Genomic DNA, 11007 nt, shown 5'->3' with positions numbered 1-11007 from the left:
TTTCCCACCTGCATAAACATGAGGGAAAAGTCATCACTGATCTGTTCATTTGTACTCCTTTCCAATGCATGAAAGCAAAATACCGGCTCATCGCCATCAAACCATGGATGACCAAGGATACAGATCCCCGTCGTCCGGTTCAGGGATCCATACTCTTTCCCCTTTATCGACTGTGATCCATGCAGCCGTGCCCAGTAAAAGAGTATTCGCTGATGAATCGCCCGGTACCGTTCTATCTGCATCTCAATAAAGAACTGATCCCCATTCCCTGTGGTCAGTTTAATATCCAGAATACCCTCCTTCTCGAGGGGATAATTCCGTAAGAGAAACGGGTTCTTGAGCGTGATATCCGGGCATGATACACCGGTAATTGCACCAAGCAGAGAGGAAAGCAGATGTTTTGACTCTTCCGATCCAAATAAAACCTTAAATGCAAAGTCATTCTGAGGAGACATAAGGAACCGTTCATCATGAGTGATAATCTCTGCCATGAGTCCTGACTTGTGTGATAGAATTGCGGATATATCTTACAAATTACTTTGGTAAGGCATTCATAAGTAACCCCTTCTCGTTCTGGCCCCTCCCTCATCCTCTCTGTGCAGGAGACCACTCCCTGCATCATATCCAGTGCGTTCCTCTTCAAAATGCCCTGTAATAAAAAACCGCCCAATATCTGAAAACTTCTCCCCCCGGATTACCTGGCAAAACACCTAAATACCTATCGTTCACATATCCCCCTGGATCTGTCTGACCAGGGAGCGTTTCAGAACAAGAAAGGAGTGATACCAATTACTGATCTGTTTGAGTCTGCGATGAACCTCTTTTATCAGGGTGATTACCAACGGGCCACCATGAAATTTCAACAACTCATCGATTTTGACAAAACAGATGCAAGAGCCTGGAATGGCCTTGGAATGTGTCAGGTCCGTCTGCATGACTTTCACGAGGCTCATGCAAGTTTTCTGAATGCAATTCGATTCGACCCGGATAATCAGAGTTATCAGAAAAACCTCCATGAACTGATGATTACCTATCTGAATGATGATGACCAAAGTACAGACCCGCCGGTCCCGATAACGGGCAGAATAAAACGAATTGATATCCTCCGATTCACCACGGATGCTCCCAGCCTCTGTTTCGGGTGCATACTCCTCATCATATATGCCCCACTCCTCCTTCTGAAAATCCCAGCCATCTACCCTACGGTTCACATAATCGGGCTATGTGGATTCATCTTCATCCTATTCTATCTTGACACATTTCTACTGAAGTATCTCACCCGGATGGGAGTAAAAACCATACATCTCTTTGCAATCTTTATCATACTCGCAGGTATGGTATGTCTCATCATAGTGCTCATCACCTTTGCCGGCCCTTCACCACTCTCTGCACCTGCAAACCTATACACCGTTCAGCCGTCTCCTGTCAATACGCCGTATATTTCATCTCCGGAGAGAGAGGCTCCTTATCAGACACCGGCCGAATTGACAGACGCCGGAAAAGAACCGAGCCCCTCTGCTTCATCCGGAATAGAATGCACAAAACCCGATGCCTCTTTTGAATATGAAATCATCAGCACCGATCCCTATCAGATCCGGTTTTACCTAAATCACAATGGAACTCCATCTGTACCGGTTGAGATGGTATGGGATTTCGGATCCTGGACGAATGGAGCAGGAATAGAGCCGAATGGAGAGCACCCGTTCTCTTCTGGCACCTGTAGTGTCAATCTGACTATTCGGAATGCATGTGGAGAAACCGACTCCGCCATCAGAACAATAGACCCGGGGAATAAGAGTCTTCGTCTGTAAAGATTGCATTTTTTCTCGAAACACTGAATATCCGGAGGGTATTTTTAACCTATTTGGGAGATGTATCGATTTTTTCGTCAAATGAATCGATAAATCACAAAATTGGGTTTATCTTTCCCTCTGGCATCATCTTCTTCAAGATAGAGAATGAAGGTATGAGAACATGGGATCCTTGCTGCAATATCGCGGTATTGGAAAAGATAATAACTCCTTTTTTATACTGCCGTATTTAAGTAAATCTCCCCCTGAATTGATACCATTGTCATGACAATCCGTCGGTTGATACTTTATATCGGGAACGTGGGTTATACAATGACAATTGATTCAGTGATATCCTGCAAACTATATAGTATTATCTTCAAACCCTAAATTCTTCATTTTAATCAGGTTTTTCTATATTTCGAAGATATGAAAACGATTCAGACCGATGCTCTGCTCACCCCTGTCACCCCCTCCGGAAAAAATGTGAGGGTCTCTTTTTCATAGAACTGCTACAACTGTTACAACTGTTACATCTCGTTAGAATCGGAAAATATCAATTATTATCAGGGAAAAAAATTTAATGAAAATTCCCGCATTTTTTTCCATAATGCATGTTCTGTTGGTTCAATTAGTGATATCCAGGGGATTGGATGGGGATCAGATCAAAAAGATCATCGCAGCAGTTGGCTTTACCTTTCCTGGACTATCGCAACATCTGGTATTCCAACTCCCATACGTTTTTCTTCTGTTCGCTCCTAACCACCAGTACCGGATTTGATCATATGACCCTCGATAACCTGTCAATTCGTCTTGGTATGCATCATGGCCTCTACATGGGGACCTGCATAGGAGTCATCCTCACTTCTCTGATCATTCTTGTTGAGTGTTGATTGATCATACCTTTCCTGCACCTGGGTCATATCAGATAACCCTGACCGTAAAAAGGAACAACAGTCCCTGCACCTGTACGCTGACCAGATGGATATCGGTCGGGTGATAACTTGATACTCCAATTATTTTTAAAATACTGGTATGAAGATGAGTTCTCGTAATTATAACTTGTTCATGGTTCCTGTGTCTGATTTAAAGTACCTAGCATCATTAATTACCCTGAAATAAGAATGGAAATCATAAATCCGATAATGACTGATGAATTATTCTTTGTAGTCTTCTCGCTCGGGTCTATATATGTTTAACGATGGAATACGTCTAAAGTCGTTATCATTCGTGGCAATGTGAAAAATACCCTCTTTAAGCATTCTTGTAACATGAACTGCATCTGTGATAAGTAGTTTATATCTTCTTGAAAATGATAAAGCACTTTGAAAGAAGGGGCCTGAAATTTTTGTTAAGTCAAGTGATTGAAGTAATTCACCCGCGTTTCATAATTCAGGAAGTTGATCCAGAATTTCAGGCTCCCTTTTGATGAAAGAAACAGCCTCGTAAGGTGAGCAATGATTGCGGTTAATAAGGGCTGTTATCATGAGTTTATGCATCACTTCATCATAAACAAAATCGTTAATTAGTCCAATAATTTCTCCACGTTCGATTCTTTGAATGAATTTATGACATTCTTGATAGTAACCGGGATGTTTTAAAAAGAGGTAAAGAAAGATATTTGAATCGATAAATATATTGGTTTGTTCAGGAATTTGAGAAAAATTCAATCCCATCCTTCCATATCGATGATTAATTCTGATGTTTTTGCATCAGTTGCTAATAAACCACACATCTGATCCGCTATTGAGCGTTTAATTTCGATAATTACAGATTCACCTTCATCCAGAGGGAGGTCCTGCATGGGCTTTAACATATGATTTTCATATCGGGCTTTGGCGAGAAAAGACATTATAATTACACCTATTTCCAATATAAACAAGCTTTATATTATTTAATGTATTCATTATCACAGAACCTTGTCAGATATCCTCATACCCTGCACCTGTACGCTGACCAGATGGATATCGGTTTGGTGACTGGGTTTTTGGCATCCATGAATACTATGAATGTCTTTGAGAATGCATGATGAATTGTGAATATCAATCTTTACCTCTTATCAGTATGGCCCTATTTTGGAGTATTCTCCTGATGTAATCAGACATTAGTAGTTATTCTGCCTGAAAGAAGAATTTAGGAGTTCTTAAATGGGAATGTATTTGTCATTCTGGTCAGGGGTTCAAAACACAGAAGCACACAATCCCTCTTTTTTATATAGTCTAATGAAATTTACGCGAATTATTTTCTTTTCATATATCTGATCACGATACATCACCTTTTCTAGTACGACAACCATAGGAAAACTGGTGGAGGTTCGTGTGTTGATGTAGATATCGGATATGATGAAGATGAATAAAAGAAAACCTATCGATAGAAAATCCCTCTTTCTTCTAATACTGGTCATGCTCTTGATTGGATTTGGATATGCAGATGATCCAGCCATCGGGATCAAGCAATCAGCCCTCTCTCACGGCACGGCTGTTCAGGTAGGAGAACTGGAAGCAGTTGGTGAGGTTATTGGATCAGGAGGATGTACCGGCACACTTATCTCGGACAATCTTGTTCTGACTGCAGCACATTGCTTCTGCAACGAAAAGAATAATTGTGTGAAGAAGGGACAGTTTATCCTCCGGGATGTCCGGACGGTTGCAGATCCCAATAACCGCAGAAATGTTACCCTTACTGGAAATGTGAGAATATTTCCTGAATATGAGGACCGGGGATGGCAACGTGAAGACTATGGAGTTCTTGAACTCAACACCCCTGCTTCCTCACAGGTACTGGTAACCCCCATACCGGTTGAAGATCCCTGGAATATTCCCTTTGTCGGTGATACCCTCACGCTTGTCGGATTTGGAATGACCGGAGACAAGTGCGCATTACCAGGACAGGGAAAGATGAAGATGACTCTGCCGGTAGACGATAGCGGATGGGGTGGCATTAGTTTTAAGGATAACCGGTTACACTCCTGTCCCGGTGACTCTGGCGGACCGATTCTCAATAAAGCCGGTCATGTGGTTGGCGTGGCATCATGGGGTGATAATCTGGTGAGCGTTTACCGTCCGACTTCATATGCCTACAACTGGATTTTTGGTATCGGCACACCGGCGTGGAGATCATGTGAATGGGTTCCGGTTGAAACAGGCGGGAAGAACAGCCATGAAAAAGTCCAGATATGTCCGGACGGGAGTTATCTGACTGCTCTTGACCTGGATGGTGATCGATCTGTCAGTGACTTTGATGCCCCCCTTATTGGTCAGGCACGATGTTGCAGGATAGAGGGAAAAGAGCAGGAGAAATGGGCAGGCAGTCAATGGGTTCCGGTTGAGCAGAAAGGGCTTTCTAGTCATAAAATGACCGGTTCCTGGTGCCCGCAGGGGTCCTATATCACCGGGATAGATCTTGACTCATGTTCTGGTTGCGATCCCCTTGATTCACCGATAATCGGGGCGGTTCAGTGCTCAAAGCCATCCGGAAACGGATTATGGGGCTCAACCTACTGGATGGATATCGGTCCTGAAAAAAGTCATCAGAAACAGGATTGGTGCCATGAGGGAGCATACATTACCCAGCTGGATCTTGACCGTGCCGGGGATAGTGATCCCCATGACTCACCGGTTGTTGGAAAAGCCAAATGCAGTTGTACACGGGCAGCATTCTCTCCTGCGGTTATCCAGATGATTGCAACGCCTTTTATTGCTGCAATTCAGACCTTGGGGCCAATAGAGATGAATATTCCAGAAATGGTTCCTGTCGGGCCGGAAGATATCACCCTCACTCCTCCAAAGACCGATATAGAGCCAGATATCAATCGGCCAGGAAAAGACTATACGGTTTTTGATCTTTCCTCACCTGATCCTGATGCCTGTGCGAACGCCTGCAGGGAAGATGAGAAATGCATGGCCTATACGTATGTGAAACCCGGGATCCAAAGGAAAAACGCACGATGCTGGCTGAAGTCCGGCGTCCCTGATGCAGAGCCGGATACCTGCTGTGTATCCGGAATCATCAGAACTCCGTAATTTTTTAAAACTCTTCTATCTTTGAGAATCAATAAAAAAGGGTTAGAGGAAGATAGGTGCAAAGACCACTGCAACAATTGCCATTAATTTGAGCAGAATGTTCAGAGCTGGTCCTGCTGTATCCTTGAACGGGTCACCAACCGTGTCACCGGTAACCGCTGCCTTGTGAGCAAAGGATCCCTTTCCTCCGGAGTGTCCCTGTTCGATGTACTTCTTGGTGTTGTCCCAGGCTCCACCGGCGTTTGCCATCATGATAGCAACGAGGAAACCGGCAGATATGGAACCGACAAGAAGTCCTGCAAGAGCATGGGAACCAAGTCCGACACCGACGATAATTGGTGCGGCGATCGCCATCATACCCGGAAGAATCATCTCACGGAGTGCTGCATTGGTTGAGATGGTAATACAGGAGGCATAGTCAGGATCAGTCTTTCCTTCCATGAGTCCTGGGATCTCCTTGAACTGGCGGCGGACTTCCTCCACGATAAATCCTGCTGCCCTTCCGACTGCCTTCATGGCAAAGGAGGAGAACAGGAACGGAAGCATGGCACCGACAAGGATACCAACAAAGACGACCGGTTCAAGCATATTGACCATCTCAAGCTTGACAGCCTGTGTGTATGCAGCAAAAAGACCAAGAGCGGTCAGAGCTGCACCACCGATTGCAAATCCCTTTCCGATTGCTGCGGTTGTGTTCCCGACAGAGTCAAGGGTATCGGTGATGGCACGAACTCCGGGGCCCTGGTGGCTCATCTCTGCAATACCACCGGCATTGTCTGCAATCGGTCCGTATGCATCAACTGAGAGGGTGATACCAAGGGTTGCAAGCATACCGACACCGGCAAGAGCGACACCGTAAATACCGCCAAAGTAGTTTGCAATCAGGATTGCAACAGCGACGATGATGACCGGGATAAAGGTAGACTCCATACCGACGGCGATACCGGCGATGATATCGGTTGCTGCTCCGGTCTCTGCAGCCTTGACTATGGACCGGGTGGGCTTGTGATCATAGGACGTGTAGTATTCGGTTACAAGTCCGATGAGGAACCCGCCGACAAGACCGGCAACGGTTGCATAGAGGATACCAAGCTGACCTGGAGCCAGGACCTGAACAAGGCCGTATACGGCAACAACGGTCAGGAGAAGACCTGCAAAGGTCCCTGAGTTGAATGCCTTGTGAATTGCATGAGCCTCGTTCTTGTTTGTCCGGACAAAGAATGATCCAATCACGGAAGCAATGATACCAAGAGCGGCAATCATCATCGGAAGAGCGATCAGGTTCATGGATGGAACGCCTTCGAACTGCCTTGCCATACCGGCAGTTGCCCCGATAAGCATTGTTGCAATAACTGCACCAACATATGACTCATAGAGGTCAGCACCCATTCCGGCGATATCACCGACATTGTCACCAACATTGTCTGCGATAACAGCCGGGTTCCGGGGGTCATCCTCAGGGATGCCTGCCTCAACCTTACCGACAAGGTCTGCACCAACATCGGCAGCCTTCGTAAAGATACCGCCACCGACACGGGCAAAGAGTGCAATTGATGATGCACCAAGGGAGAATCCGGACAGGATATTGATAGTGTCATGATCCGCGGCTCCGGTAATCCCGGTCATCACAAAGAACATAAGAGACAGACCGAGCATACCAAGGCCGACCACGGTCAGACCCATGACCATACCTGCGGAGAAGGAGACCTTAAAGGCCGACGCCATTCCCTGCCGTGCTGCATTTGCCGTCCTGACATTTGCCTTTGTTGCGGAGTACATACCGATAAATCCTGCAAGTGCAGAAAGACCGGCACCGACTACGTAACAGACGGCTGTCAGAGGGTTGATTACCAGCGCAAGAATAACCGCCAATACAACGACAAATACCGCAATGGCAGTATACTGCCGTTTGAGGTAGGTCATTGCACCAAGATGAATGGCTGCGGCTATCTTCTGCATCAGTTCATCACCCGGAGATTCCTTCTTCATCCGGGCATAGCTGAGACCAGCAAAGATAAGCCCGATAAGGGCACAAACCGGTACAATATATAACATATCCATTCGTATCACGTCCAGTCGAAACTGTGAATTGAGACGGTGATCTGTTATCATTCGATGATTATACGTAAATAACGATACGAATTGGCACCGGGGCATTTATATATCCGAACCAGAAGCCATCAATCGAGTCAGAAAATCGCGGTATAATAGACAGATCTTCCATCGCTGATCATGAACCCTTTATATATTCTCATCATCCTTCTGACCCTGTTCTGCAGTACACCGGGAGGCGCGGCAACCGGTCTTCATAATCCGGATGAAACTATCACCGGGATACTGGCTATGGATCCGGTCCAGGTGCTTGATCTGTTCGAGAACGGGACCTTTCCTGATATCAATGCCAGTACTCTGATGGAACACCAGGACCTGCTCTACCGGAAACTGGCCCTGGGTCTTGCAAACCGGGGAGATTATGAGAGAGCGGAATCTGTCCTTCTGAGTATCCCTCCGGTGGTCAGAGGATATGACAGCACCCTTCTTCTTGCCTTTCTCTATACCCGGATGCAGAACCCTGCTGCTGCGATGGAACATATTGTCAGTCTTCAGGTCCAATACCCCGATGATCTGAAACTTGATAATGCCCGGGCATATCTGCTCTGTATGGCCGGATCACCGGCTCAGGCACGGCGGATCATGGAACCGGTTATCATAGAAGTGCCGCTCTATGGTCCCTTTCTTGATACCTGGGGCACTATTCTTGCTGCAGAGGGGAGGTATGCTGATGCGGAAATGGCATGCAGAAAGGCACACGCCCTCATGCCCGATGATGCGGAGGTTCTGGCACACCTGGGGATGATCCTGCATAAATCAGGAAGAACAGCCGATGCCCAGGACGTATACCAACGGTCAGTCCGGATAGATCCTGCCTTTGGGGAGGGGCAGAAGGGATATGCCCGTGTTCTGATGGATCTGAAGCGGTATGCAGAAGCGGGAAAAGCGATACGGGCTGCACTTCTGGTAATGCCCGGTGATTCGGATCTCATCTCCTGGGAGCAGGAGATTGATGGTATCCTGCTAAACTGGCATATCAGGCAGGAACAGGAGGCCAACCGCCCATTGCTTATAAAAAGAGTGGTTCCGGAGAGCCGTTCATAAAATCGAACACTCGCGGCTGTAATGTCTTCAGGTCCAGTGCGATTGCGATTGCAGGTGTCGGCTGGATATTCATCTGCTTCTGGAATGCGGTCTGACTCTGCCAGGTCCCTGAGTTTATTCCAAGGACATTTCGGTACCTGCTGATCCCATAGATATGGACATGACCGGTATGTACCACTTCTGGGATGGGATCGATAATGAGCCGGTCAACGATATCTGCGGCAATCGGTGTCCGTCGCCCATAACAGGGGGCTAGATGCCTTCTTTTGAGCATCTCCGGGATGATCTCATGTGCCTTTTCATAACTTGCCCCTGGCATCAGTCCGATGAGATCATCAAATGACCGGCCGTGGTACATGAGAAACCGAACCCCCTGCAGGTTTACCAGAGCGGGATTTTCAACAAAGGTGCATGAAGACGGGTATTTACTCCTGAACTTTTCAGGGATGGCCGGCTGGGGCTCTGCACCCCTGACCACATCATGGTTCCCAGGAGAGAGGATAATCCTGATGTGGGAGGGCAGATCGGATAACATCTCTCCCAGGACATCGTACTGCTCATATATATTCGTGATAACCAGCTCCTTGTCCTGGTCAGGGTAGATACCGATACCATCCACAAGATCCCCTGCGACCAGCAGGTAAGAGACTTCACTGTCACAAAGCCAGTCTGCAAACCGGTTCCATGCGTCCTCAAGAAATGTATCACTCCCCACATGGATGTCAGAAATGAGAACTGCCGCACCTTTCCGGTCACTGGTGTAGGGGGCATGGGAGAACGGGATGTCAGGCCTGAAGATCTGATCTGCAAAGATGAGATTTCCTTCATTTGAGAGTGACCCCCTGACCCCGATGACCTCATCAGGGACGATCCGTTCCGCTTCTGCAAAGTCCGGACGGTCCTTATGAAATAATGCATTCACCGAACCGGTCGGGTCCTCCAGTTCCACCATCCGGTGCCCGTTTCCGGTGCTCCTGACATCCATGACCATCCCGCAGACCGAGAACTCCTCCTGCTTATACCGGGTGTTGCGTTTGAGGGCTTCAATCGGAACCGGGTTGCACCGCCCCCGGATCATACCTGAGAGCCGGCTGTACCGGTCAGCAAAATATGCGATATAATCCTCAACTTTTGCAACCGGCCGTGCAGAACCCATCCGTCCGGAGATGATATCCACCTCTGCATCAGAGAGGAACCGGACTCCGTCACGGGCCGGTATAATGCCCGGAATATGCTTTAAGGAGACAACCAGGCAGTCATCAGGAACGCCGGATATGATCTGGTCAATCAGCCGCTCATCCTTCTTTTCACAGATATATCTGACCACATCAGGATGGACCTGAAGTTTTGTATCCAGAAACCGTTCCACGATCACGGAGCTGTCAAGCATTCTGCACTAGTACCTTCAGCATGGAGGGAAATATACATACACGAGGGTACCTGATGGCATGACTCTCACCGGTGAAGTGAACCCTTAAGAGGCCAGCTCAAAAACCATATACAGACATCATGGCAGATCAAAAGGCCAAGAATTCAATTAAGGATAAAATTATCAGGTTCTGGAAGAGCGAGGAGCAGATTCCGTCAGCGGTCAGGGAGATCGCATCAGTACTGGTAACCGTCGGGGCAGTGGTTGCCGTGCTGCTTATCATCTGTGGGACCTGGCCGGCCATTGTGACCATTGAGTCAGAGAGCATGGTCCCGCATATGAATGTCGGGGATCTGGTTCTGGTGGTTGCCGGCGACCGGTACGGAGCTCTGCAAAGTATGGAAGAGGGGAACACTTCAGGATATGAAAAGTTCGGGATGCCCGGCGATGTCATCATTTACCGCCCGAATGGCAATACCGAGCTCCATCCCATCATCCACCGTGCCATGTTCTGGGTAGAAGCGGGCGAGGAGATCGTCGTCACTGTAGGCCAGAGAACAGGGACGTATACCGCTCCTCATGCAGGATATATCACCAAGGGGGATAATAACCCGGTGATCGATCAGGTCGGATGGTCAAATTACCGCAACCTGGGCGGACCCATCGAACC

The 11007-nt window shown here is 47.5% G+C and carries 9 protein-coding genes and 1 pseudogene; 4 read left to right on the top strand and 6 right to left on the bottom strand.

The features are described 5' to 3' along the window. The coding region (locus LDL35_RS11295) for an Rpn family recombination-promoting nuclease/putative transposase (protein WP_304022478.1) at positions 1-491 on the bottom strand (491 nt) is incomplete at its 3' end. A gap of 288 nt (positions 492-779) precedes the next feature. Here LDL35_RS11295 and LDL35_RS11290 point away from each other — a divergent pair. Next, positions 780-1811, top strand: coding sequence for a hypothetical protein (locus tag LDL35_RS11290; protein ID WP_304022477.1), 1032 nt, complete (start codon positions 780-782; stop codon positions 1809-1811). 1136 nt (positions 1812-2947) lie between these two features. On the opposite strand, the pseudogene LDL35_RS15370 reads toward LDL35_RS11290, so the two are convergent. The 3 genes and pseudogenes from LDL35_RS15370 to LDL35_RS11280 all read right to left on the bottom strand — a co-directional run. Beyond that, positions 2948-3151 (bottom strand): annotated as a pseudogene (locus tag LDL35_RS15370) (type II toxin-antitoxin system VapC family toxin); the annotation flags it as partial. Positions 3152-3175: 24 nt separating this feature from the next. Next, a complete protein-coding gene (locus tag LDL35_RS11285) occupies positions 3176-3466 on the bottom strand; it encodes a type II toxin-antitoxin system VapC family toxin (protein WP_304022476.1) in 291 nt (96 codons plus the stop codon). After that, a complete protein-coding gene (locus LDL35_RS11280; protein WP_304022475.1) occupies positions 3457-3642 on the bottom strand; it encodes an antitoxin family protein in 186 nt (61 codons plus the stop codon). Before LDL35_RS11280 ends, LDL35_RS11285 begins: the two co-directional genes overlap by 10 nt. A gap of 496 nt (positions 3643-4138) precedes the next feature. Between LDL35_RS11280 and LDL35_RS11275 the strand changes: the two genes are divergently transcribed. Further along, entirely contained in the window at positions 4139-5812 is a 1674-nt protein-coding gene (locus LDL35_RS11275; RefSeq protein ID WP_304022474.1) for a trypsin-like serine protease, read from the top strand. Between the two features lie 42 nt (positions 5813-5854). Here LDL35_RS11275 and LDL35_RS11270 read toward each other — a convergent pair whose 3' ends face one another. Continuing rightward, positions 5855-7873: a sodium-translocating pyrophosphatase gene (locus LDL35_RS11270; protein ID WP_304022472.1), complete on the bottom strand. Its 2019-nt coding sequence runs from the start codon at positions 7871-7873 to the stop codon at positions 5855-5857. A 171-nt stretch (positions 7874-8044) separates the two neighbouring features. Between LDL35_RS11270 and LDL35_RS11265 the strand changes: the two genes are divergently transcribed. Further along, entirely contained in the window at positions 8045-8968 is a 924-nt protein-coding gene (locus LDL35_RS11265) for a tetratricopeptide repeat protein (RefSeq protein WP_304022470.1), read from the top strand. Here the strand turns inward: LDL35_RS11265 and LDL35_RS11260 are convergent. Beyond that, positions 8934-10358 carry a DNA-directed DNA polymerase II small subunit gene (locus LDL35_RS11260; RefSeq protein WP_304022469.1) on the bottom strand — a complete coding sequence of 475 codons (1425 nt, stop codon included), beginning with the start codon at positions 10356-10358 and terminating at the stop codon, positions 8934-8936. The genes LDL35_RS11265 and LDL35_RS11260 overlap by 35 nt on opposite strands. 119 nt (positions 10359-10477) lie before the next feature. Between LDL35_RS11260 and LDL35_RS11255 the strand changes: the two genes are divergently transcribed. Beyond that, positions 10478-11007: S26 family signal peptidase (locus tag LDL35_RS11255; RefSeq protein WP_304022467.1), on the top strand; the 530-nt coding region annotated here is incomplete at its 3' end.

Origin of the sequence: Methanospirillum hungatei (assembly GCF_020216685.1) — an archaeon.
Classification (GTDB): Archaea; Halobacteriota; Methanomicrobia; order Methanomicrobiales; family Methanospirillaceae; genus Methanospirillum; species Methanospirillum hungatei_B.
Note: the sequence above shows the minus strand (reverse complement) of the source record. Positions and strands in the feature narration are given on the sequence as shown.